This is a genomic window from Rhodovulum strictum, assembly GCF_009649175.1.
Lineage (GTDB): Bacteria > Pseudomonadota > Alphaproteobacteria > Rhodobacterales > Rhodobacteraceae > Rhodovulum > Rhodovulum strictum.
Map to the genome: position 1 here is coordinate 36,862 of NZ_WJPO01000015.1, position 21,601 is coordinate 58,462.

General features: G+C 68.2%; 20 protein-coding genes and 1 tRNA gene. 13 read left to right on the plus strand and 8 right to left on the minus strand.

Annotated features, from left to right (window positions below; all coding sequences use genetic code 11):
• Nucleotides 1-4: 4 nt before the first annotated feature.
• The 8 genes from murB to recN all read left to right on the plus strand — a co-directional run bounded on the left by murB (nucleotide 5) and on the right by recN (nucleotide 9,738).
• Nucleotides 5-928 carry a UDP-N-acetylmuramate dehydrogenase gene (gene murB, locus GH815_RS10615; protein ID WP_153748799.1) on the plus strand — a complete coding sequence of 308 codons (924 nt, stop codon included), beginning with the start codon at nucleotides 5-7 and terminating at the stop codon, nucleotides 926-928.
• A 73-nt stretch (nucleotides 929-1,001) separates the two neighbouring features.
• Nucleotides 1,002-1,892: a D-alanine--D-alanine ligase gene (locus GH815_RS10620; RefSeq protein WP_343030792.1), complete on the plus strand. Its 891-nt coding sequence runs from the start codon at nucleotides 1,002-1,004 to the stop codon at nucleotides 1,890-1,892.
• Entirely contained in the window at nucleotides 1,880-2,758 is an 879-nt protein-coding gene (locus GH815_RS10625; RefSeq protein ID WP_153748750.1) for a cell division protein FtsQ/DivIB, read from the plus strand. The genes GH815_RS10620 and GH815_RS10625 overlap by 13 nt, the downstream gene beginning before the upstream one ends.
• The gene (gene ftsA / locus GH815_RS10630; RefSeq protein WP_153748751.1) at nucleotides 2,755-4,089 is read left to right on the plus strand and encodes a cell division protein FtsA; all 1,335 of its coding nucleotides are present in this window, start codon (nucleotides 2,755-2,757) and stop codon (nucleotides 4,087-4,089) included. Before GH815_RS10625 ends, ftsA begins: the two co-directional genes overlap by 4 nt.
• 176 nt (nucleotides 4,090-4,265) lie before the next feature.
• Nucleotides 4,266-5,882, plus strand: coding sequence for a cell division protein FtsZ (ftsZ, locus tag GH815_RS10635; protein WP_153748752.1), 1,617 nt, complete (start codon nucleotides 4,266-4,268; stop codon nucleotides 5,880-5,882).
• A 288-nt stretch (nucleotides 5,883-6,170) separates the two neighbouring features.
• Nucleotides 6,171-7,088, plus strand: coding sequence for a UDP-3-O-acyl-N-acetylglucosamine deacetylase (lpxC, locus tag GH815_RS10640; RefSeq protein ID WP_343030794.1), 918 nt, complete (start codon nucleotides 6,171-6,173; stop codon nucleotides 7,086-7,088).
• Between the two features lie 127 nt (nucleotides 7,089-7,215).
• Nucleotides 7,216-8,061: an outer membrane protein assembly factor BamD gene (locus tag GH815_RS10645; protein WP_153748754.1), complete on the plus strand. Its 846-nt coding sequence runs from the start codon at nucleotides 7,216-7,218 to the stop codon at nucleotides 8,059-8,061.
• 24 nt (nucleotides 8,062-8,085) lie between these two features.
• The gene (gene recN, locus GH815_RS10650; protein ID WP_153748755.1) at nucleotides 8,086-9,738 is read left to right on the plus strand and encodes a DNA repair protein RecN; all 1,653 of its coding nucleotides are present in this window, start codon (nucleotides 8,086-8,088) and stop codon (nucleotides 9,736-9,738) included.
• An 80-nt stretch (nucleotides 9,739-9,818) separates the two neighbouring features.
• Here the strand turns inward: recN and GH815_RS10655 are convergent, their stop codons facing one another.
• The 3 genes from GH815_RS10655 to GH815_RS10665 form a co-directional block, all read right to left on the minus strand.
• Nucleotides 9,819-10,115 carry a hypothetical protein gene (locus tag GH815_RS10655; protein ID WP_153748756.1) on the minus strand — a complete coding sequence of 99 codons (297 nt, stop codon included), beginning with the start codon at nucleotides 10,113-10,115 and terminating at the stop codon, nucleotides 9,819-9,821.
• A gap of 120 nt (nucleotides 10,116-10,235) precedes the next feature.
• Entirely contained in the window at nucleotides 10,236-10,883 is a 648-nt protein-coding gene (gene trhA / locus GH815_RS10660) for a PAQR family membrane homeostasis protein TrhA (RefSeq protein WP_153748757.1), read from the minus strand.
• Nucleotides 10,884-11,247: 364 nt separating this feature from the next.
• Nucleotides 11,248-11,321: transfer RNA gene (locus GH815_RS10665), tRNA-Cys, on the minus strand.
• A 156-nt stretch (nucleotides 11,322-11,477) separates the two neighbouring features.
• On the opposite strand from GH815_RS10665, the gene GH815_RS10670 reads away from it, so the two are divergent.
• The 3 genes from GH815_RS10670 to GH815_RS10680 all read left to right on the plus strand — a co-directional run bounded on the left by GH815_RS10670 (nucleotide 11,478) and on the right by GH815_RS10680 (nucleotide 14,200).
• A complete protein-coding gene (locus GH815_RS10670) occupies nucleotides 11,478-12,131 on the plus strand; it encodes a protein-L-isoaspartate O-methyltransferase family protein (RefSeq protein WP_153748758.1) in 654 nt (217 codons plus the stop codon).
• 73 nt (nucleotides 12,132-12,204) lie between these two features.
• Entirely contained in the window at nucleotides 12,205-13,581 is a 1,377-nt protein-coding gene (locus GH815_RS10675) for a TolC family outer membrane protein (protein WP_153748759.1), read from the plus strand.
• A 142-nt stretch (nucleotides 13,582-13,723) separates the two neighbouring features.
• Nucleotides 13,724-14,200, plus strand: coding sequence for a hypothetical protein (locus tag GH815_RS10680; protein ID WP_153748760.1), 477 nt, complete (start codon nucleotides 13,724-13,726; stop codon nucleotides 14,198-14,200).
• A gap of 102 nt (nucleotides 14,201-14,302) precedes the next feature.
• Here the strand turns inward: GH815_RS10680 and GH815_RS10685 are convergent, their stop codons facing one another.
• From GH815_RS10685 to GH815_RS10700, 4 genes are all read right to left on the minus strand, one after another.
• Nucleotides 14,303-14,629 (minus strand): DUF6280 family protein, encoded by a 327-nt coding sequence (locus GH815_RS10685; RefSeq protein WP_153748761.1) that lies wholly within the window; start codon nucleotides 14,627-14,629, stop codon nucleotides 14,303-14,305.
• A gap of 307 nt (nucleotides 14,630-14,936) precedes the next feature.
• A complete protein-coding gene (gene ygfZ, locus GH815_RS10690) occupies nucleotides 14,937-15,695 on the minus strand; it encodes a CAF17-like 4Fe-4S cluster assembly/insertion protein YgfZ (protein WP_153748762.1) in 759 nt (252 codons plus the stop codon).
• Between the two features lie 45 nt (nucleotides 15,696-15,740).
• Nucleotides 15,741-17,492, minus strand: coding sequence for an ABC transporter ATP-binding protein (locus tag GH815_RS10695; protein ID WP_153748763.1), 1,752 nt, complete (start codon nucleotides 17,490-17,492; stop codon nucleotides 15,741-15,743).
• Between the two features lie 3 nt (nucleotides 17,493-17,495).
• Entirely contained in the window at nucleotides 17,496-18,185 is a 690-nt protein-coding gene (locus GH815_RS10700; RefSeq protein WP_170290335.1) for a phosphatase domain-containing protein, read from the minus strand.
• A gap of 163 nt (nucleotides 18,186-18,348) precedes the next feature.
• On the opposite strand from GH815_RS10700, the gene GH815_RS10705 reads away from it, so the two are divergent.
• Complete coding sequence (locus tag GH815_RS10705; RefSeq protein WP_153748765.1) at nucleotides 18,349-19,089, plus strand: YebC/PmpR family DNA-binding transcriptional regulator; 741 nt, start codon at nucleotides 18,349-18,351, stop codon at nucleotides 19,087-19,089.
• A gap of 10 nt (nucleotides 19,090-19,099) precedes the next feature.
• Here GH815_RS10705 and GH815_RS10710 read toward each other — a convergent pair whose 3' ends face one another.
• Nucleotides 19,100-20,503 carry a GGDEF domain-containing protein gene (locus GH815_RS10710; RefSeq protein ID WP_170290336.1) on the minus strand — a complete coding sequence of 468 codons (1,404 nt, stop codon included), beginning with the start codon at nucleotides 20,501-20,503 and terminating at the stop codon, nucleotides 19,100-19,102.
• A 154-nt stretch (nucleotides 20,504-20,657) separates the two neighbouring features.
• Here GH815_RS10710 and GH815_RS10715 point away from each other — a divergent pair, with 154 nt between their 5' ends.
• Nucleotides 20,658-21,572, plus strand: coding sequence for a DMT family transporter (locus GH815_RS10715; RefSeq protein WP_153748767.1), 915 nt, complete (start codon nucleotides 20,658-20,660; stop codon nucleotides 21,570-21,572).
• Nucleotides 21,573-21,601 lie beyond the last annotated feature (29 nt).

The window sequence follows — 21,601 nt, forward strand, 5'->3', positions numbered from 1 at the left end:
CCCCATGCCCGCCGTGCGCGGCACCCTGACCCCGGACCGGCCGCTGGCCGATCTGACCTGGCTGCGCGTGGGCGGGCCGGCCGACTGGCTGTTCCAGCCCGCGGATGCCGAGGATCTGGCCGGTTTTCTGGCCGCCTTGCCCGTTGATGTGCCGGTGTTTCCGATGGGCGTGGGCTCGAACCTGATCGTGCGCGATGGCGGTATCCGCGGCGTGGTGATCCGGCTGGGCCGGGCTTTCAACGCGATCACGGTGCAGGGCGCGCGCGTCACCGCGGGCGCCGCCGCGCTGGATGCCCATGTGGCGCGGCGCGCGGCCGAGGCGGGGGTGGACCTGACATTCCTGCGCACCATTCCCGGCGCGGTGGGGGGCGCGGTGCGGATGAATGCGGGCTGCTACGGGCGCTATGTGGCCGATGTCTTCGTCTCGGCCCGGGCGGTGACGCGGGAGGGCCGGATCGTGACGCTGGGGCCGGGGGATCTGGGGTTCCGCTATCGCCAGACCGACCTGCCCGAAGGCTGGGTGCTGATCGAGGCCACATTCGAGGGCCCGCCCGGCGATCCAGCGGCGCTGGAGGCGGCGATGGAAGACCAGATCGCGAAACGTGACGCAAGCCAGCCCACGAGGGAGCGCAGCGCGGGATCGACCTTTCGCAACCCGGCGGGGTTCAGTTCCACGGGGCGCGCGGATGACAGCCACGAGCTGAAGGCGTGGACCGTGATCGACGCGGCAGGGATGCGCGGTGCGCGGCGGGGTGGCGCGCAGATGTCCGAGAAGCATTCGAATTTCCTGATCAATGCCGGGGGGGCGAGCGCGGCGGATCTGGAGGGGCTGGGCGAGGAGGTCCGAAAAAGGGTTTTTCAAAATGCTGGAATACAGTTAGAGTGGGAGATCATGAGGGTCGGCGAACCGGCCCCTGACAACGAATAGGCGAACGGGGCCGGCAGACGCCCCGGGACAAGAGGCAAAGGTGGCGGGCAAGCCGAGCAGGACAGCCCTCCGCGTGGCGGTATTGATGGGTGGCCCCTCGGCCGAGCGCGAGGTGTCGCTATCCTCGGGGCATGAATGTGCCGTGGCGCTGCGTGGGGAAGGCTTCGACGTCGTCGAGATCGACGCGGGGCAGGATCTGCCTGCGCGTCTGGTCGAGTGTGCCCCCGATGTCGTCTTCAACGCGCTGCATGGCCGCTGGGGCGAGGATGGCTGCGTTCAGGGCCTCTTGGAATGGCTGGGCCTGCCCTATACCCATTCGGGCGTTCTGGCCTCGGCGCTGGCGATGGACAAGCAGCGGACCAAGGACGCCTATCGCGCCGCGGGTCTGCCGGTGGTGGACAGCGTGATCGCGCACAAGGCCGAGGTCGCTGCGCGCCATGTCCTGCCGCCGCCCTATGTGGTCAAGCCCAACAACGAGGGGTCTTCGGTCGGCATCCATATCGTGCAGGCCGACGCCAACACGCCGCCGCAGATGGGCGCGGACATGCCCGATCTGGTGATGGTCGAAGCCTATGCGCCGGGCCGGGAACTGACCGTGACCGTCATGGGCAACCGGGCGCTGACCGTGACCGATATCCTGACCGAAGGCTGGTACGATTATCACGCGAAATATGCCCAGGGCGGATCGCGCCATGTGGTTCCGGCCGAATTGCCCGCCGAGGTGTTCGATGCCTGTCTGGAGTATGCGCTGCGCGCCCATCGCGCGCTGGGCTGCCGCGGGGTCAGCCGCACCGATTTCCGCTGGGACGCGGCGCGCGGCCTGGACGGGCTGATCCTGCTGGAGACAAACACGCAACCCGGCATGACGCCCACCTCGCTCAGCCCCGAACAGGCGGCCCATTGCGGCATCCCGTTCGGCGCGCTTTGCCGCTGGATCGTGGAGGATGCGTCATGTGCGCGGTGATCCTGCCGCCGCGCGATCCGGCGCCGTCGCGGCTGACCTACCGGATGCAGCGGCTGTGGCTGACGCCGCTCTTTCGGCTTGCGGTGCTGCGCGGGCTGCCGCTGGCGGCGGTTCTGGCGATCCCGGCGCTGTGGTTTTCCGATGCCGACCGGCGGGCCGAGTTCGCCGGGCAGATCGCCGACATTCGCCGCCAGGTCGAGACGCGGCCCGAATTCATGGTCAAGCTGATGGTGATCGAGGGTGCCACGGATCCGGTGGCCCAGGACATCCGCGAGGTGCTGCCGCTGGATTTTCCGGTGTCCTCCTTCGATCTGGATCTGCACGAGATGCGCCGGACGGCCGAGGCGCTGGACGCCGTCGAGACCGCCGAGTTGCGGGTGCGCCCGGGCGGTCTGCTGGAGCTGAAGGTGGTCGAGCGGGTTCCGGCGGTGGTCTGGCGCGGGCCGGCGGGGCTGGAATTGCTGGACGGGCAGGGCAACCGGGTCGCGCCGATCGAGACGCGCGGCCTGCGTGCCGATCTGCCGCTGATCGCGGGCGAGGGCGCGCAGCGCGCCGTGCCCGAGGCGCTGGCGCTGGTCGCGGCCGCCGCGCCCATCGAGGAACGGCTGCGCGGGCTGGTGCGCGTGGGCGAGCGGCGCTGGGACGTGGTGCTGGACCGCAACCAGCGGATCCTGTTGCCGGGACAGGACGCGGTGGCGGCGCTGGAGCGGGTGATCGCGCTTGACGGCGTGACGGACATGCTGGGGCGCGACATCGCGGTGGTCGATCTGCGCAATCCGGGGCGGCCCACGGTGCGGCTGGCCCCCGACGCGGTCGAGGAATTCAGGACGATGAGAAGACCAAGGGCAGGAGCAACGAGAGGATGACCGATCTCTACCAGGCGCAGCGGGCGATGCGGCGGATGCGCAAGCAGGCGATGGATCGGGGCGTGATCGCGATCCTCGATGTGGGCAGTTCCAAGATTGCCTGCCTTGTGCTGCGCTTTGACGGCATCCGCCCGTTGGGCGGGGTCGAGCAGATGGGCACGCTGGCCGGGCAGTCGCGGTTCCGCGTCATCGGCGCGGCAACCACGCGCTCGCGCGGGGTGCGTTTCGGCGAGATCCATGGCATGCACGAGTCCGAGCGCGCGATCCGCACCGCCGTTCAGGCCGCGCAGAAGATGGCGCAGGTGCGGGTTGACCATGTGATCGCCTGTTTCTCGGGGGCCGAGCCACGATCCTACGGGCTGGATGGCCAGGTCGAACTGGTCGACAGCATGGCGACCGAGGCAGATATCGCGCGCGTGCTGTCGGCCTGCGAGATGCCCGATATCGGCCCGGGGCGCGAGGTGCTGCATGCCCAGCCGGTAAATTTCGCGCTGGACCATCGGTCCGGGCTGGTCGATCCGCGCGGGCAGACCGGCAACCGGCTGGCCTGCGACATGCACCTTCTCAGCGTGGATGCGGGCGCGATCCAGAACCTTGTCCATTGCGTCAAGCGCTGCGATCTGGAACTCGCGGGGCTGGCCAGTTCCGCCTATGCCGCGGGCATGTCGGCGCTGGTCGAGGACGAACAGGAACTGGGCGCGGCCTGCATCGACATGGGCGGCGGGGCCACGGGGCTGTCGATCTTCATCAAGAAGCACATGATCTATGCCGACAGCGTGCGCATGGGCGGCGAGCATGTGACCTCGGACATCTCCAAGGGACTGCATGTGCCGATTTCCACCGCCGAGCGGATCAAGACGCTGCATGGCGGGGTGGTGGCGACCGGGGTGGACGACCGCGAGATGATCGACCTGGGCGGCGACAGCGGCGATTACGAACGCGACACGCGGCGGATCAGCCGGACGGAACTGATCGGCATCATGCGCCCGCGGGTCGAGGAGATCCTGGAAGAGGTGCGCGCCCGGCTGGATGCGGCGGGCTTCGAGCATCTGCCCTCGCGCCAGATCGTGCTGACGGGCGCGGGCAGCCAGATCCCGGGGCTGGACGGGCTGGCGGCGCGCATCCTTGGCCAGCAGGTGCGCTTTGGCCGGCCGCTGCGCATCCAGGGCCTGCCGCAATCGGCCACAGGGCCGGGATTCGCGGCCTCGGTGGGGCTGTGCCTGTTCGCGGCCCATCCGCAGGACGAATGGTGGGATTTCGACATTCCCGCCGAACGCTACCCGGCGCGCTCGCTGAAACGGGCGGTGCGCTGGTTCAAGGAGAACTGGTGACCGCAACATGTGGCAGGATAGGCGAAATCCCGCGTATCAACCGCAAGGCGGTTGCACATTTTGTGTGGGAACCGTGTTTTTTTGGTGACGATGCGTGAGCCCTTGCGTAGGATAACGCAAGATTTAGGGGAAAACGCCCGGCGGGGCACTAGAAAAGACAGCAGGCGGAAAAACCAATGGCTTTGAACCTATCCATGCCCGAGCAGGACGAGCTGAAGCCCCGGATCACGGTCTTCGGGGTCGGAGGCGCCGGCGGCAACGCCGTCAACAACATGATCGAGAAATGCCTTGATGGCGTCGAGTTCGTCGTGGCGAACACCGATGCGCAGGCGCTGCGCCAGTCGAATGCGCCCGCGCGCATCCAGATGGGCGTCAAGGTCACCGAAGGTCTGGGCGCGGGTGCGCGGCCCCAGGTCGGCGCGGCGGCGGCCGAGGAATCGATCGAGCAGATCGTCGATCACCTTGCGGGCGCGCATATGTGCTTCATCACGGCGGGCATGGGCGGCGGCACCGGCACAGGTGCTGCCCCGATCATCGCGCAGGCGGCGCGCGAGTTGGGCGTTCTGACCGTGGGCGTCGTGACCAAGCCCTTCCAGTTCGAGGGCTCGAAGCGCATGCGCCAGGCCGAGGAAGGGATCGAGGCGCTGCAAAAGGTCGTCGATACGCTGATCATCATCCCGAACCAGAACCTGTTCCGTCTGGCCAACGAACGCACGACCTTTACCGAAGCCTTCGCGCTGGCCGATGACGTGCTCTATCAGGGCGTCAAGGGCGTCACCGACCTGATGGTGCGGCCGGGTCTGATCAACCTCGACTTCGCCGATGTGCGCTCGGTCATGGACGAGATGGGCAAGGCCATGATGGGCACGGGCGAGGCCAGCGGCGAGGATCGCGCGATCCAGGCTGCCGAGAAGGCGATCGCCAACCCGCTGCTTGACGAGGTCAGCCTGAACGGCGCCAAGGGCGTGCTGATCAATGTCACCGGCGGCTATGACGTGACCCTGTTCGAGGTCGACGAGGCCGCCAACCGCATCCGCGACGTGGTCGATCCCGATGCCAACATCATCCTGGGCTCGACTCTCGATCCGGACATGAACGGCATGATGCGGGTGTCGGTGGTGGCCACCGGCATCGACGCTGCCGAGAAGCAGACCGAGATCCCGGTTCCGCGCCGCCCGATGAGCGAGCCGCTGCACCGGCCCGCCGCGGCGGCCCCCGCTGCACCCGCAGCCCCGGCCGCGCCCGCGCCGAAACCCGCCGAGCCGGCGGTTGCGCGCGAGGTTGCCAGGGCGCCGGTCCAGGAGCCCACGCTGTTCGAAGGGTTCGATCCGGCTGCGGCCGCTGCCGCTGCGGCCGCCCCGGTCGAGGCTGCCGCGGGCGATATCCCGCCGCCCGCCTATCAGCCCGCCGAGGAGCCCGAGCCCGAGCATCAGGCTGCCTTTGTTGCGCCGCGTCCGCGCGCGCCCGGCACGCCCACGCCCGAGGCGCTGGAGCGGTTGCGCGCCGCTGTCAGCAAGGCGCCGCGCCAGCCCATCGCGACGGTGTCTTCGCAGCGCCCGGCGCCGCAGCCCCATCCCGAGGAAGGCCGCAGCCGGTTCGGCATCGGCTCGCTGATCAACCGCATGTCGGGGCATGGTGGCGACACGTTCGAGCGCGGCGCGCATCACGGCACGCGCCAGCAGCCGCCGGTCTATGGCCGCGGACCCGCGGTGCATCAGCGCGAGGAAGAGGAATTCGACCCCGAGCAGGAGCGCATCGAGATCCCCGCCTTCCTGCGCCGTCAGGCGAACTGAGCGCACAGCATTTCGCGCAACACAGCGCAAGGGGCCGGTCTGCCGGCCCCTTTTTCGTGGGCTGTCCGGTGCGCGCGCGTGATCGCGCGATGGAGTGGGGCAGGGGCGTGGGCGATTCCCTGAAAGAACAGGGAAAACGGGCTGTTGCGGTTATCGGCTGGATCGGCGGAAATCGCGCCGCGATGTTTCATGCGGTTGCAAAGTTTGAATTGTGAACAAAACGCCGCAGTCCTACCTTGCATCTCACGGACCGTTCGAAGTCCGACAAAGCCAAGAGCAGGTGGCCCCGTGCAGACGACGCTGAAATCCCCGATCACCTTTTCCGGCATTGGCCTGCATAGCGGCCGTGCGGTGCGCATGACGGTTCTGCCGGCCTCGGCCGAATACGGCATCTGGTTTCGCCGCACCGATATCGACGGCCCCGATGCGCTGATTCCGGCGCGCTGGGATGCGGTCGTCTCGTCGCGGCTCTGCACGAAACTTGCCAATGGCCGGGCCGAGGTCGCGACGGTCGAGCATCTGATGGCCGCGCTTGCGGGCTGCGGCATCCACAATGCGCTGATCGAGATCGACGGCCCCGAAGTGCCGGTGATGGACGGGTCCGCCCAGCCCTTTGTCGAGGCGTTCCTTGCGCGCGGCCTGCGCCGGCTGTCCGCGCCGGTGCGTGCGCTGCGCATCCTTGAGCCGGTCGAGGTGACCGAGGGCGATGCCAGGGCCAGCCTTGCGCCCGCCGACATGCTGGAAATAGACTTCGAGATCGAGTTCGCCGACCGCGCCATCGGGCATCAGGCCAAGCGGCTGAACATGGCCAATGGTGCCTTCGTGCGGGAGCTGAGCGACAGCCGCACCTTCTGCCGCAATGCCGATGTTGCGGCGATGCGCGCGGCCGGGCTTGCGCTGGGCGGCACGCTGACAAATGCCGTGGTGGTCGAGGGTGAGCGGGTGCTCAGCCCCGGCGGGTTCCGCCATGCCGACGAGGCAGTGCGTCACAAGATGCTGGATGCGCTTGGCGACCTGGCGCTGGCCGGTGCGCCGATCCTGGGCCGCTATCGCGGCGAACGGGCCGGGCATGCGCTGACCAACCGTCTGCTGCGGGCGCTTTTCGCCCGTTCTGGCGCGTTCCGGCTGGTCACGCTTTCGCCCGCCGAGGCCGCCCGCCTGCCCGGCACCGGCATCGAGGCAGCCGATCTGAGAGCCGTTGCCTGAGCGCGGTTTTTTCCTGCCCAAAGCCGTTTTGCCTCCGGAATATCTGTGCTAGGACAGCCGCGTATTCGCGTGAGGGACAGGCACGCGGCGGTGTGAGCAGACGATCCGAGGATGGGGTAGCGGGCAGATGGCGAAGCGCAGCATACGCATCCGGGCGGTGGGGGCGGTCGTTCTCCTTGCGCTGACGGCCTCCTGCGGGGCGATCGGGTCACGCCGTGAGCAACCGCTTGAGACATTCACCGCCGAACAGATCTACCAGAAGGCCGAAGTCGAACTTGAGTCGAACCGCAAGCCCAAGGAAGCCGCCCGCCTTTATGGCGAGGTCGAGCGGCTTTACCCCTATTCGGAATGGGCCAAGCGCGCGCTGATCATGCAGGCCTATGCCCATCACCGCGCCCGCGACTACGAAGACGCGCGGGTTGCCGCGCAACGCTATATCGACTTCTATCCCGCCGATGACGACGCTGCCTATGCGCAATACCTGCTGGCGCTGTCCTACTATGACCAGATCGACCTTGTCGGCCGCGACCAGGGCCTGACCTTTCAGGCGTTGCAGGCGCTGCGCACGGTGATCGAGCGCTATCCCGACAGCGAATATTCGCGCTCGGCGATCATGAAATTCGACCTAGCCTTCGACCATCTGGCGGCGAAGGAAATGGAGGTCGGGCGCTATTACCTGAAACGCGGCCACCACACCGCCGCGATCAACCGGTTCCGCGTCGTGGTCGAGGATTTCCAGACGACAACCCATACGCCCGAGGCGTTGCTGCGGCTGATCGAGGCCTATCTTGCGCTGGGCCTTGATGCCGAGGCGCAGACCGCGGGCGCGATCCTTGGCCACAACTTCCAGGGCACCGACTGGTATGCCGACGGCTACAAGCTGCTCAAGGGCAAGGGGCTGGAGCCCGATCCGATCGGCACCGGTTTCCTGCGCACGGTTTACCGCCAGATGATCAAGGGCGAATGGCTCTGATCTGACCTGTCGAGGGGGTGGGCGATGCTGCGCAGTCTCGACATCCGGGATTTGCTGATCATCGACCGGCTGGAACTTGCGTTCCGGCCCGGTCTGAACGCGCTGACCGGCGAGACCGGGGCGGGCAAGTCGATCCTGCTTGATGCGCTGGGTTTCGTGCTGGGCTGGCGCGGCCGGGCCGATCTGGTGCGCGCGGGGGCCACGCAGGGCGAGGTGGTCGCCGTGTTCGACCTGCCGAGCGGACATGCCGCGCGCGCGGTGCTGGACGAGGCGGGGCTTGATGCGGGGGACGAACTGATCCTTCGGCGCGTGACCACCGCCGAGGGGCGCAAGACCGCCTGGGTCAATGACCGCCGCGTGTCGGCCGAGGTATTGCGGGCGCTGTCGGACGTGCTGGTGGAACTGCATGGCCAGCAGGATGACCGCGGGCTGTTGAACACGCGCGGTCACCGGGCGCTGCTGGATGCCTTTGGCGGGCTTGAGCCGCAGCTTGACGCGGTGCGTGCCGCCTGGCGCGAGCGCGCGCGCGCGCAGCAGGCGCTGGCCGCGGCCGAGGTCCGGCTGTCCGCGCTGAAGGCCGAGGAAGAATACCTGCGCCACGCGGTCGGCGAGCTTGACGCGCTGGCGCCCCGGCCCGGCGAGGAGGCCGAGCTTGATGCGCGGCGGCGGATGATGCAGGCCGCCACCCGCATCCGCGAGGATATCGCGCGCGCCCATGCTGCGCTGGGGCCGGGCGAGGGGGCCGAGGGGCGCATGGGCGACGCGCTGCGCTGGCTCGAAGGAGCGGTCGGCCGTGCCGAGGGGCGGCTTGACGCGGCGGTTGCGGCGCTGGTCCGGGCGCTGGCCGAACTGGGCGAGGCGGTTCACGAGGTCGAAACCGCGATCGAGGCGCTGGATGTCGATCCCGCCGCGCTCGAGACCGCAGAGGAGCGGCTGTTCGCGATCCGGGCGCTTGCGCGCAAGCATGCCGTCCTGCCCGACGATCTGGGCGGCTTCGCCGAGGATCTGCGTGCCCGTCTTGCCGCGCTCGATGCGGGCGAGGGCGATCTGGCCGCGCTGAGACAGGCCCGGGATGCCGCCGGTGCCGCCTATGACGCCGCCGCCGCAGGGCTGAGCGCCGCCCGCGCCGCCGCTGCCGGCCGTCTCGATGCCGCGATGGCGGGCGAGCTTGCGCCGCTGAAACTGGACCGTGCCGCCTTCCGCACCGATATCGCCGAGGCCGAGTCCGGCCCCGAGGGGCGCGACGCGGTTTCCTTTACCGTGGCGACCAACCCGGGCGCGCCCGCGGGGCCGCTGAACCGGATCGCGTCGGGGGGGGAACTGTCGCGCTTCCTGCTGGCGCTCAAGGTCTGTCTCGCGCGGGGGGCCAGCCCGCTGACGCTGATCTTCGACGAGATCGACCGCGGCGTGGGCGGTGCCACGGCCGACGCCGTGGGACGGCGGCTTGCCGAACTCAGCCTGACCGCGCAGGTGCTGGTGGTGACCCATTCGCCGCAGGTCGCTGCCCGCGCCGCGCATCACTGGCGCGTCGAGAAGCGGGTGACGGACGGCACCACGCTTTCCTCGGTCTCGGCCCTGGATGCAGGCGCGCGGGTGGACGAGATCGCGCGCATGCTGTCGGGCGATACCATCACCGACGAAGCCCGGGCCGCCGCCCGCGCATTGCTCGCAGGCTAGGGGCCGGCCTTCGCCGGGCCATGGCTTGGGGGCGTCGCCCTTGTCAGGTCGCCATCATTGGGGCGACGCGCGGGGCCGGATCAGCCGCAATATGCCTCGGCCGTGGCACCGAACCGCTTGTAACGCTGCCAGAATTGCGAATCCCGGTCGCTTTTCGACTGGCGCACGACCTGGGCCTGGTGCGGGTCGCGGAAAAACTTTGCCGCCTGACGCTGGTCGCTCGCGCTCAGCGTCACATTGGCGGCCTGCTGGATGCAGCCGCACACCCCGCGCGAGACGCCGGGCCGGTCGGAGCCCAGACAGGCCCGCTCGATCGGACCCGCCAAAGCCGGGGTGGAGAACGCGGCGACCACCGCCGCTAGCGCGAATACTCTCATCTGTCTGCCTCGATCCTTGCTCGGGCCCTGTCCGTGGCATCTGACGCGCCCTCTGGACATGGCCGGGAACCATCGCCCTCCCTACCGCAAAAGCGGGGAAAATTCAATCGCCCCGATAGGTCAGGCGGTGTCGATCACATGCGTCGCCACCGCCGCCAGGAACAGCACCGAGGCGACCAGCACGAAGACATGCCATATTGTGTTGTGATAGGGCAGCCGCTCCCACAGGTAGAACACCATCCCCACCGTATACAGCACGCCCCCTGCCACGATCAGCCCCAGCACCACCGGCGAGAGCGTCGCGAACAGCCCCCAGCCCGCCACCGCACCCGCCCAGCCCATCGCCGGGTACAGCGCCAGATTCACCGCCCGGAACCGGTAGGGCGCCAGCATCCGCAGCCCCGTTCCCGCCGCCGCCGCCGCCCAGAGCCCGGCCAGAAGCCCCGCCCCATGCCCGCCCGAAAGCAGCGTGAAGGGCGTGTAGGTGCCCGCGATCTTCCAGTAGATCGCCGAATGGTCCAGCCGCCGCAGGATCGGCGTCCAGTCCGGATGCCGGACCATGTGATAAAGCGCCGAGAACCCGATCATCGCGGCCAGCGCCGCGCCGTAGATGCCGATCCCCAGGATCGCCGCGCCGTCGCCGCGAAAGACGACCGCCAGCACCACCAGCACCGGCACCCCCACCGCCACAACCGTCAGACCCGTGACATGCACCACCGCGTCCGACACCCGCTCGGCCCGCGTGTAAGAGGGATAACGCTCCACCATGTAAGCCCCCACGCAATAAAATTGTCTTCCCCGCGGGCAGGCTACCACGCCGCGGCGTCTGCGTCAAAATCACGCATGAGTTCGGGGCGTTTCAATCCCGTGATCCATGCGCGCCCTGTCATGCCCTCGACCCGCCGCAAGCATGGGATGGGTGAAACCCGGTTCGGCGTCGGGTGGGGTGGCAGCCAGCCTGAAATTGCCGATCACCGATTGGCACCCGCCCTACGCTTGCGCCACCCTCTGCCACTCGCCCGCGCCGCCGGGCGTAGTCTGGCCGCTTGCCCCGTAGGGTGGGTGCCAACCCACCGCCCCCGGTGGCTGCGAAGCAGGCCGGAATTGTCTGGGCGGGTAAGCTGATAAGGGATGGAGGCGAGTGCCGGAGTCGAACCGGCCTACACGGATTTGCAATCCGCTGCGTAACCGCTCCGCCAACTCGCCAGAGCCGACCCGGGACATAGCGTATGAAAACGGCCCCCGCAAGGGATGTTCCCCGCCTGCCATTGCGCGGCGCGATGTCCGCCCCGGGCATTGCCGCAGCCGGGCTTATGTGGCATCACCGTTTCAGGTTAATGTCGAGGCGGAGAGGTCAGACGCATGCCCGATTACGACGCCCTTCGCGAGGCCATGGTCGATACCCAGGTCCGGCCGTCGGACGTGACGCGCCTGCCGATCATCGCGGCGCTGCTGGCTGTCCCGCGCGAGGAATTCGTGCCCGCCGGGCTGCGCAGCGCGGCCTATATCGGCGAGAACCTGCCCCTTGGCCCCGGCCGTACCGTGTTGGAGCCGCGCAGTTTCGCCAAGATGATCGAGGCGGTTGCGCCCGGTCCGGGCGATCTGGTGCTCGATCTGGGCGCGGGGCTTGGCTATTCGGCTGCGGTGATCGCGCGGATGGCCGATGCGGTGGTCGCGGTCGAGGAGGATGCGTCCATGGCGCGCGAGGCCGAGGCGCTGCTGGCCGAGCATGGGGCGGATAATGTCGTCGTCGAGCGCGCCGCGCTGGCCGAAGGGGTGCCGCGGCACGGGCCTTATGACGCGATCGTGATCGAGGGTGGGGTCGAGCAGGTTCCTGCCGCGATCCTCGACCAGCTCAAGGAGGGCGGCCGCATCGTGGCGCTGTTCATCGAGGACAGTCTGGGCGTTGCCCGCATCGGCCGCAAGGTCGGCGGCGCGGTCAGCTGGCGCTTTCTGTTCAACGCAAGCGCGCCGGTGCTGCCCGGCTATGCGCGCGTGCCGGAATTCCAGCTCTGAGCGGCAGCTCGGGCAGATGATCGCCGCACCCCGGGCATAACAAGGGGGCGGGCAACATAGAGGCGAGGCAGACATGAGCAGTATCCTGAAAGTCCTGGGCGGTGCCGCATTGTCGGCCGCGCTGATCGTCGGTGGTGTCGCGGCGCGGGCCGAGACGCTGACCGATGCACTGATCGCCGCCTACAAGAATTCGCACCTGCTGGACCAGAACCGCGCGGTCCTGCGCGCCGCCGACGAGGATGTGTCCCGCGCCGTGTCGGCGCTGCGGCCGATCATCGACTTCACGCTCAGCGGCCGCTACCAGGAGAACAACAACCGCAGCGTTTCCCCGGGCTATTCCACCTCGGCTGCGGCGGAACTGACGGCGCAGCTTACGCTTTATGATGGCGGCAACAACCGACTGGCGATCGACGCGGCGCGGGAATCGGTGCTGGCGACGCGGGCGGCGCTGGTCGGGGTCGAACAGGACGTGCTGCTGTCGGCGGTGCGCGCCTATATGGATGTGTTCCGCGGCGTGCAGAACGTGACGCTGGCCGAGAACAACGTGCGGCTGATTTCCCAGCAACTGCGTGCCACCGAGGACCGTTTCGAGGTCGGCGAGGTGACGCGGACCGATGTCTCGCTGGCCCAGTCGCGCCTTGCCGCGTCGCGCTCGAACCTCGTGGCGGCTCAGGGCAACCTGGCGGTCGCGCGCGAGTCCTACAAGCGGGCGATCGGGCGTTACCCGGGTGCGCTGAGCGGCATCCCCCGTCTGCCCGCGCTGCCGCAAGGCGTGGACCCGTCCCGGGCGATCGCGGTCAAGACCCATCCCGACATCATCCGCGCCCAGCACAACGTGACGGTGGCCGAACTCAATCTCGGTCGCGCCAAGGCGGCGATGCGGCCCAGCATTGCCGCGAGTGCCGGTGTGTCGGCGCTGGACGGCGGCGCCCAATCCGGATCGGTCGGGCTGTCTGTGAACCAGCGGATCTATCAGGGCGGCGGGCTTTATGCCGCCGAACGGCAGGCTCGCGCCGGGGTCGAGCAGGCGCGCGCCGGGCTGTTGCAGACCGTGCGGCTGGTCAAGGAAGAGGTCGGCAATGCCTGGGCAAACCTTGCCGTGGCGCGCGCCCAGTTGACCGCGACCGAGAACCAGATCGCCGCCGCCCAGCTTGCCTTTGAGGGCACCAGCGAGGAGGCGCGCCTGGGCGCGCGCACCACGCTTGACGTGCTGGACGCCGAACAGGAATTGCTGGACGCCCGGACCGCCCGGGTCCAGGCCGAGGCCAACCAGTATGTCGCGATCTATCAGGTGCTGTCCTCGATGGGGCTTCTGACGGTCGAGCATCTGGGGCTGGGCATCCCGACCTATGATCCGCGCGCCTATTACAACGCGGTCTCGAACGCGCCTGCCAAGAGCATCCAGGGCAAGCAGCTTGACAAGGTTCTGGAACGGATCGGGCGCAACTGAGCACAGAGGGGTTGTTGTCTGGCGGACTGCATGCCGCTAGGTTTGTAGCCGGACAGCAACGCCAGATCCTGCGAGCCCCATGTCGGAATCCGCCCCCCCCCGCGATGTCGGTGATGCGGTCGCGCCAGTCCGGCGCGATGCCATGCCAGGGCGGCAAAAGGCGCCCGGTCGGCTGATCCTGACGCCAGCGCTGCGCGTCAGCGACCCGGTGCAGGAGGCGCCGCAGAGCGTGCCCTTGTTCGAGGCGCCCACGCCCGCCGATCCGGCGGTTGCGCCTGCCGATGGGGCAAGTCTGGAACAACGGATTGCCGAACTCGAAGCCGCCTTTGCGGGCTGCGATGACGAGTGGGAGCCCGATGGCACCGAGTCGCTTGCCGCAGCCAAGGGCTGGGTGTCATCTGCCCCAGCAACGGCGCGCCCCGATCCCTTGCCCAAGGCGCCGGGCGAGGGTTCCAACGCCGCGGCGCCGGTTCTGGACGAGGATGCGCTACGCGATCTGGTTGCCGAGATCGTGCGGCAGGAGCTTCAGGGCCGTCTGGGCGAGCGGATCACGCAGAATGTGCGCAAGCTCGTTCACCGCGAGATCAATCGCGCCCTGGCCATGCGGGACGTGGAATAGGGCGCAGGGGCGTCTGCCACGCAGCCTTTGCATCCAGCTTGGCATCAGGCGAACGAAAACGCGCCCCGAAGGGCGCGCCGTTGCGTGGCGAAAGGGGCCGTGTCAGGCCGCTTCGGCTTCCGCCATGGATTGGGTATGGCGGCGCTCGCTTTCTTCACGCGACAGGGCAACCGAGGTCCGCACGCCACGCGCGACGAATTCCATCAGGCCCTGAACCACACGCTCGTTCGGGTCGATCCCGGCGCAGGACAGCACCTCGCGCCCATCGCGCGAACGCGCCCAGCGGGCAATCTGCTCGGGTCCGTTGCCGTATTTCTTGTCGTCCGCGATTGCATCGTCCAGAGCGGCCAAGACCACCGCAGCGAACAATTTGCGGGCACGGTTCCCCTGTTCGTGATTGAAAGCCGTGCCATCAACGAAATCGGCCATCTCGTCGTCCTTTTATTCTTGCTCTTGCGTTTCGGGAGTACGGGCGACTATGACGCTTTTGCTGCGATTCGGTATTTCCGTTTTCGAATACCACACATGCGTCTGGTGCATAGGTAATCAACAAACCATACAGGATCTAGTCGTTGTTTCCGCCCATTGGCCCCCAGATATGGGGAGCCTTGCATCGCGTTCAACCCTTTCTTAACCCTTTCCTGTCACTCGATCATGACTGCGCCAAGGCCGCGCCCGGGGCGGTCCGGCCGCCACCCTTCACCGCGCCGCTTTCGCAGGCAGCCATGCAGCCCGGTCAGCCCTGCTCCAGCGTGACGGCCGCACCGGCGGCCTGCATCGGCCCCGTGGCGCGGTCGAGGCGCAGGAAGGCGATGGCCCGCCCGTTCGCGCGGGTGAACAGCACCCCCGCTGGCTTGTCGCCCGCCATGATCGGCGTGCCCGCCGGTGCCGCGCCGTCGATGCGTACCGTGGCCAGCGCCTTTTTCAGTTCGGTCTTGTGCTTCATCCGGGCGGTGACTTCCTGGCCGACATAGCAGCCCTTGCGGAAATCGACGCCATGCAACCGCTCGAACCCGACCTCAAGGATATAGGTCTCGTCGGGGATCAGCTCGATGCCGCTTTCGGGGATGCAATGCTCAACGCGGATCGCGTCCCAGTCGGTCGTGGCCTCGGCGCCCGGTTCGCTGGCATAGGCACGCCAGCCAAGGGCGGGGTCGCGTGGGTCGGCGAATGCGCCGGGCGGGGCCGCGCCCAGACCCCGCAGCACATGCAGCCCGGCGGGCTCGATCCCAACCTTGGCGCGCAGCCGGTACATCGACAGCCGCCGGATCAACCCCTCGGCGAAATCGGTCCTGACATCGAGCAGGATCGCATCCCCGACGCCCGCAAGGAAGAAATCGGCCAGATACTTGCCCTGCGGCGTCAACAGCGCGGCATAGACCAGCCGCCCGTCGATCTGGCGCACATCATTGGTGACCAGCCCTTGCAGGAACGCCACCCGGTCCTCTCCGGTGATCCTCAGAACCGTGCGGTCGCTTGCGGCCTCGCCCTGCATGACTGTCTCCTTCGCTGGGTCACCGGTCAGATATAGCGGAGGTTTTCAGCCTGCCGAGGCGAATTGCAACTGATACAGCCCGGCATAAAGCCCACCCCGGGCCAGAAGGTCGTCATGCGTGCCTTCTTCGGCGACGCGACCCTTGTCCATCACCACGATCCGGTCGGCATTGCGCACCGTGGCCAGCCGGTGCGCGATGACCAGCGTCGTGCGGCCCCGCGACAGCCGGGCCAGCGCCTCCTGCACGATCCTTTCGGACTGGGAATCGAGCGCCGAGGTCGCCTCGTCCATCAGCAGGATCGGGGCATCGCGCAGCAGCGCCCGCGCGATGGCAACCCGCTGGCGCTGGCCCCCCGACAGGTTCGAGCCGCGCGGCCCGGCCGGGCTGTCCAGTCCCGCGGGCAGCGCGGGCAGGAAATCGGCGATATGGGCGGCGTTCACAACCTCGGCCAGCCGCGCCTCGGACACGTCCTTGCCCAGACAGATATTGTCGCGCAGGGTCTCGTCGAACATCGGGGCATCCTGCGTGACGACCGAGAACAGGTCGCGCAGATCGCTCAGCGCCAGGTCCTGGATCGGCACGCCGCCCACCAGTATCTGGCCGCGCTGGGGCTCGACCAGCCGGGTCAGCAGGCTGAAGACGGTGGACTTGCCCGCGCCCGACGGACCCACCAGCGCCGTCATCTGCCCCGCCTTCGCCGTCAGCGTCAGCCCGTTCAGCGCAGGCGCATCGCCATAGGCCAGATGCACGTCGTCCAGAACGATGTCACAATCGCCGCCGGGGGCGGGCAGGGCGCGGGGGCGGGCAGGGGACAGGATCGTGGGGCGTTCCTGGAATACCGCGTAAAGCCGTTCCAGGCTGGCCAGCGCCGCCTGCCACGCGCCCGAGACCCGGCCCAGACGGCGCAGCGGCTCGAAGACAAGGGCGATGGCGGTGAAGAAGGCCATGAACTCGCCCACGGTCTTGTCGCCGTCGATGATCTGCATGCCGCCAAAGACCAGCACGCAGGCAAACCCGATCCCGCCCACCACATCGACCAGTGCGGGAATGCCGGATTGCCCGGCCTCGGACCGGATCTGGACCTTCACATAGCCGTCCACCGTTCTGGCAAAGCGCTGATCCTCGCGCGATTCCAGCCTGTTCAGCTTGATCGTCGTGACCCCGTGAAAGGCTTCGTCCAGCCGGTTCGAGATCGAGGCGGCCGCCTCGCGCGCGGCGCGCGTTGTGCCCCGCACCCAGCGTTGCAGGACCGCGATCGGCCCGAACAGCAGCGGCACGCCCGCCAGCGCGATCAGCGTCCAGAGCCAGTCGATCGAGATCGCCACCGCGAACAGCGCGACCAGCGACACCGCGTCCCGCCCCGCCGCGGTCAGCACCGTGTTCCAGATATTGGCCGCGGCCATGGTGTCGCCGCGCACCCGTTCGATCAGGTTGCCGGTGGGTGTCTTCTGGAACCAGACGCCGTCCAGCGTCAGCATGTGACCGACCAGATCGCGTTGCAGCGCCGCCGAGACGCGCAGCCCCACCCGCGCCATCAGCAGCCGTTGCCCGAAGCCCGCGACCGCACGCGCCAGAAACAGCGCGACCACCGCCGTCGCGACCAGCGGGATCGCCTCGCGGTTGCCGGCGACGAAGATGGTATCGAACATCGGCTTGAACAGGTAGCTCAGCGCGCCGAGCGACCCGCCCTCGATGGTCATCAGCGCCAGCGCAACGCCGATGGCGGCCATGTGCTTGCGCAGGTAACTGCCCCAGAGCCAGCGCACGATGGGCCGACTGTCCTGCGGCGTCTGCATCGCTCAGCGTCCCCCGTTGCGGCGCGCGCGGAACGCGGCCTCGATTGCGGGGGGATCGTAGCGCGTGGCGATCCAGTCGCGCAAAGGCATCGGTGCCGCGCGGGTGTCGACCTCGTAGCTGTCCAGCATCTCGTCCAGCACGCCGCTGGCGGAGCGGCGGAAATGGATGAAGCGCCAGTGCAGCATCCGCCGCGCCGCGTCGATCGTCGCGCCCTCGACATGCAGCAGGTAAAGCGCCGAGGCGATCCCGGCCCGGTCCGAGCCCGACTTGCAATGCATCACGAAGGGCTTCTCGATCGTCTCGAACAGATCGAGAAGCGTCAGCAATTCGTCGCGCGGCGCCAGCCTGCGGGCGTAAAGCTTGCTTGTGACCAGCGTCAGGCCCAGCTCGCGGCAGGCTTCCTGTTCGAACAGGAAATGGCTGGAGGCGCCGCTGCCGCGCAGCGACAGGACGGTGCGGATGCCCATGTCGCGATAGCGCCGCAGCCGCCGCGGATCGGGCTGGTTCGACCGCCATACCCCCGGCGCGACCGGATAGAGGTTGGTCCAGAGCCTGCGCAGGAATGCATGATCCATGAGCTGGAAATGCCAGAACGCCGCGCGCCGTCCCGCAGGCGTCGCGAATGCGCCGTCAAAGGCGTCGCGCATCCGGCCATCAAGGGTCTTGAGGCGTGTCTTGAGCTGGTCGAACATCGTCTCCCCGGCGCCCTGCGGCACGAGGTGGCGGGATAGCCCGAATGGCCGCCCCTGACAAGCCGATGCCATCCCCGGCGCCTCTGCGTCCCGCGCTCTTGCGGCCAGCCGGTGCGCTGGCCTATAGAGCGGGGCGTCGAAAACAGCCGTCGAAGAGGGTTCCATGGCAGGCCATTCGAAATGGGCGAACATCCAGCACCGCAAGAACCGTCAGGATTCGGTGCGCTCCAAGCTGTTCTCCAAGCTGTCCAAGGAGATCACCGTCGCGGCCAAGATGGGCGATCCCGATCCCGACAAGAACCCCCGCCTGCGCCTTGCCGTCAAGGAGGCCAGGTCGAACTCGATGCCCAAGGACAATATCGAGCGCGCGATCAAGAAGGCGCAGGGCGGCGATGCTGACAATTACGAGGAAATCCGCTACGAGGGCTACGGACCCGGCGGCGTCGCCGTGATCGTCGAGGCGATGACCGACAACCGCAACCGCACGGCGTCGAACGTGCGCTCGATCTTCACCAAATATGGCGGCAATCTGGGCGAGACCGGTTCGGTCGCCTTCATGTTCGAGCGCAAGGGCGAGATCCGCTATCCCGCCGCGGTGGGCGATGCCGATGCGGTGATGCTGGCCGCGATCGAGGCGGGCGCCGAGGATGCCGAAAGCGGCGAGGACGGGCATGTTGTGCTGTGCGCCGATACCGCGCTGGGCGAGGTGTCGGCGGCGCTTGAGGCACAGCTTGGCGAAAGCGATTCGACGCGGCTGATCTGGCAGCCCGGCACCACGACCGAACTGGACCTTGAGGGCATGCAGAAGCTGATGAAGTTGCTCGACGCGCTCGAGGATGACGACGACGTGCAGCGCGTGACCACCAATTTCGAGGCCAGCGACGAGGTTCTGGCCCAGCTCTGAGCCGCGCCGTTCAGGCGAAACCGGAAATCGCCAGATCCGTGGCGCTTGTCACCCGGTTCCGCCCGCCCCGCTTGGCCGCGTAAAGCGCCCGATCGGCGGCGTCGAGCGCGCGTTCGAACCCGTCGCTGCGCGAGGTTTCGATTGCGGCGCAGCCGAAGGAGGCGGTCAGCGGCTTGCCGCCCGCGCCCGGCCGGATCTCGCCCGAGGGCATGATCCGCAATTCTTCCGCAAGGGTATGGCGCAGGATCTCGGCCAGCGCCTCGGCGCCCGCCAGCGTCGTGTCGGGCAGGACCAGCAGGAATTCCTCTCCGCCCCAGCGACCGGCGATATCCGACACCCGCAGCCGTGCCGACATCAGCCGGGCGGCGGTTTCCAGCACCCGGTCGCCGACGCCATGGCCCAGCCGGTCGTTCACCGCCTTGAAATGATCGAGGTCGCATATCACCATGGAAACCGGCCGCCCGCCGCGGCGCGCGGCATTGATTGCCTGACCCGCCATCACCAGCGTCCCACGTCGGTTTGCCAGCCCCGTCAGCGGGTCGATCAGCGAGGCGCGCTGCAATTCGCGCGACAGCATGCGCCGTTCGCGGTCCAGCCGGTCACGCATCCGGCCCGCCACCAGAACGCCGGTGCAGCAGAACAGGATCATCGCCTGGGTATAGATTGCGTCCGCTGCGCTGGGGCCGTGATGATCCAGCCGGAATATCACGATGGCCAGCACGGTCGGGACGATGGCGGCCAGCGCCATTTCCAGGCGCAGGACATGGGTCAGCTTGTCGTCCCGGAACAATGCGCGCAGGGCGGGGCGCCTGGCCTGGGCGATCTGGGCGGCCAGAACCAGGGGCGCCATGATCAGCATCGTGAACGGCGACAGCGCCCCGCTCAGCTGACCGAGTCCCATCGCGTAGCCCAGAAAGGCCGTCAGACAGATCATCCCGGCGGCGCCAGCCAGCACCATCGCCGGCCAGGCCGGGCGGCGGCGACGCAGCGCCAGCGCGCTGGCAAGCGCCAGGATGCCGATGGCTGCGCTTGCATCGAGCGGCACGGCGCTTTCGGGCTTCGCCATTGCAAGCCAGGCAAGCTCGCCCAGGCCAATGCCACCCGCCAGGATCAGCAGCGCGATCTCGACAGGTCCGCTGCGCGCAAAGGGCCGCTGCAACAGAAGCGCCAGCGCCAGCGCGGCCAGCGCGGTCAGTGTCAGGGGGTGGATGACCGGCTGGCCGGGGAAGGGGCGGTAAAGCAGCGGCATGTCGGCGAGAAACCCGACAGCCGGAACCGCCGCCAGCAGGAACGAAAACAACGCCAGCGCCTGCCGTACCTTGGGCGCTGCGCGTACCAGAACGAAACGCGGGGTGCCGTGCAGCAACTCGTCCTCATCCCATGGCCCTGCCGACGGATGCCAGGTCTCTTTCATGGGGGTACTCCGTCCTCGTTGCCGCTCGGCCGTGTCTCGCATCATGGCAAACAAGGGGTTAACGGGGAGTTGACGCTGCCTGCGTTGCATGATCCCGCCGCCCGACCAAAGGCCGGGCCTTGCGCGGCGCGCGGGCATCGGGTCAAGTCGCGCCATGGCGGATGGCACGGTCGCATCCGGGGGGCAGCGGCCCCTCGCGGGGATCTTCTGGATGCTGCTGACCGGCGCGAATTTCGTGGCGGTCACGGCGCTTGTGAAACATGTGGGCGATGCCGTGCCCGCCGCCGAGGCGGCGTTCCTGCGCTATGTGCTGGGGCTGGTCTTCCTTGTGCCGATGCTGGGGCCGCTGCTGCGCGCCGGGATCGACCGGCGCGGGCTTGCGCTTTATTCGGGGCGGGGGATCGCGCATGCGCTGGGCGTGATCTGCTGGTTCTACGCGATGACCCGCATCCCGATCGCCGAGGTCACGGCGATGAACTATCTCAACCCGGTCTATGTCACGCTCGGAGCCGTTCTGATCCTTGGCGAACGGCTGGCCGCGCGGCGCATCCTTGCCATCGCGGTGGCCTTTGCGGGCGTTCTGGTCATCCTGCGCCCCGGCTTCCGCGAGCTGTCGGACGGCCATGTTGCTATGCTGTTCACAGCGCTCTTCTTTGCAGTTTCCTACCTGATGGCCAAGCGACTCAGCGAGCGCGATCCGGCCGCTGTCGTGGTGGCGATGCTGTCGATCACGGTGACGCTGGCGCTTGCGCCCTTTGCGCTGGCGGTCTGGGTGACGCCGACGCCCGGGCAACTGTTCTGGCTGTTCCTCGTCGCGCTGTTCGCGACCGCGGGCCATTACACGATGACCATGGCCTTTCGCGCCGCGCCGCTGGCCGTGACCCAGCCGGTGAGCTTCCTGCAACTGGTCTGGGCCACACTGGTTGGCTGGCTCGTCTTCGGCGAGACGGCGGATGGCTGGGTCATCCTTGGCGGCGCGATGATCGTGGGCGCGGTCGTCTTCATCTCGTGGTGCGAGGCGATGCTGAAGCGCCGGATCACCCCGCCGCCCGAGGCGACCAGATTCTGACGCGCCTTGCCGCGCCGGGTTTGTCGTCT

What these genes read in the sequence shown, in the direction of transcription:
- murB (WP_153748799.1), top strand. Translation starts at nt 5, where the DNA reads ATGCCCGCCGTGCGCGGCACCCTGACCCCGGACCGGCCGCTGGCCGAT.
- GH815_RS10625 (WP_153748750.1), top strand. Translation starts at nt 1,880, where the DNA reads ATGTGCGCGGTGATCCTGCCGCCGCGCGATCCGGCGCCGTCGCGGCTG.
- ftsA (WP_153748751.1), top strand. Translation starts at nt 2,755, where the DNA reads ATGACCGATCTCTACCAGGCGCAGCGGGCGATGCGGCGGATGCGCAAG.
- ftsZ (WP_153748752.1), top strand. Translation starts at nt 4,266, where the DNA reads ATGGCTTTGAACCTATCCATGCCCGAGCAGGACGAGCTGAAGCCCCGG.
- GH815_RS10645 (WP_153748754.1), top strand. Translation starts at nt 7,216, where the DNA reads ATGGCGAAGCGCAGCATACGCATCCGGGCGGTGGGGGCGGTCGTTCTC.
- recN (WP_153748755.1), top strand. Translation starts at nt 8,086, where the DNA reads ATGCTGCGCAGTCTCGACATCCGGGATTTGCTGATCATCGACCGGCTG.
- GH815_RS10655 (WP_153748756.1), bottom strand. Translation starts at nt 10,115, where the DNA reads ATGAGAGTATTCGCGCTAGCGGCGGTGGTCGCCGCGTTCTCCACCCCG.
- trhA (WP_153748757.1), bottom strand. Translation starts at nt 10,883, where the DNA reads ATGGTGGAGCGTTATCCCTCTTACACGCGGGCCGAGCGGGTGTCGGAC.
- GH815_RS10670 (WP_153748758.1), top strand. Translation starts at nt 11,478, where the DNA reads ATGCCCGATTACGACGCCCTTCGCGAGGCCATGGTCGATACCCAGGTC.
- GH815_RS10675 (WP_153748759.1), top strand. Translation starts at nt 12,205, where the DNA reads ATGAGCAGTATCCTGAAAGTCCTGGGCGGTGCCGCATTGTCGGCCGCG.
- GH815_RS10680 (WP_153748760.1), top strand. Translation starts at nt 13,724, where the DNA reads ATGCCAGGGCGGCAAAAGGCGCCCGGTCGGCTGATCCTGACGCCAGCG.
- GH815_RS10685 (WP_153748761.1), bottom strand. Translation starts at nt 14,629, where the DNA reads ATGGCCGATTTCGTTGATGGCACGGCTTTCAATCACGAACAGGGGAAC.
- ygfZ (WP_153748762.1), bottom strand. Translation starts at nt 15,695, where the DNA reads ATGCAGGGCGAGGCCGCAAGCGACCGCACGGTTCTGAGGATCACCGGA.
- GH815_RS10695 (WP_153748763.1), bottom strand. Translation starts at nt 17,492, where the DNA reads ATGCAGACGCCGCAGGACAGTCGGCCCATCGTGCGCTGGCTCTGGGGC.
- GH815_RS10700 (WP_170290335.1), bottom strand. Translation starts at nt 18,185, where the DNA reads ATGTTCGACCAGCTCAAGACACGCCTCAAGACCCTTGATGGCCGGATG.
- GH815_RS10705 (WP_153748765.1), top strand. Translation starts at nt 18,349, where the DNA reads ATGGCAGGCCATTCGAAATGGGCGAACATCCAGCACCGCAAGAACCGT.
- GH815_RS10710 (WP_170290336.1), bottom strand. Translation starts at nt 20,503, where the DNA reads ATGAAAGAGACCTGGCATCCGTCGGCAGGGCCATGGGATGAGGACGAG.
- GH815_RS10715 (WP_153748767.1), top strand. Translation starts at nt 20,658, where the DNA reads ATGGCGGATGGCACGGTCGCATCCGGGGGGCAGCGGCCCCTCGCGGGG.